Genomic DNA, 203 nt, shown 5'->3' with positions numbered 1-203 from the left:
CACACCCGTTCCCATACCGAACACGGAAGTTAAGCTCTCTAGCGCCGATGGTAGTTGGGACCTTGTCCCTGTGAGAGTAGGACGTTGCCAGGCAAATGGAGGATTAGCTCAGCTGGGAGAGCACCTGCCTTACAAGCAGGGGGTCGGCGGTTCGATCCCGTCATCCTCCACCATTTAGCCGACTTAGCTCAATTGGTAGAGCA

At 55.7% G+C, this 203-nt stretch carries 1 tRNA gene and 1 rRNA gene; both read left to right on the top strand.

From position 1 onward, the window contains the following. Positions 1 to 93, top strand: a 5S ribosomal RNA gene (rrf, locus tag MR167_RS32865); the annotation flags it as partial. 4 nt (positions 94 to 97) lie between these two features. Further along, a tRNA-Val gene (locus MR167_RS32860) sits at positions 98 to 173 on the top strand. The last annotated feature ends 30 nt before the right edge of the window (positions 174 to 203 follow it).

The sequence above is a fragment of the Bacillus cereus group sp. BfR-BA-01355 genome (genome assembly GCF_022663675.1).
Lineage (GTDB): Bacteria > Bacillota > Bacilli > Bacillales > Bacillaceae_G > Bacillus_A > Bacillus_A thuringiensis_S.
The sequence above is the reverse complement of the archived record's forward strand: the minus strand, read 5'-3'. Positions and strand labels throughout refer to the sequence as shown.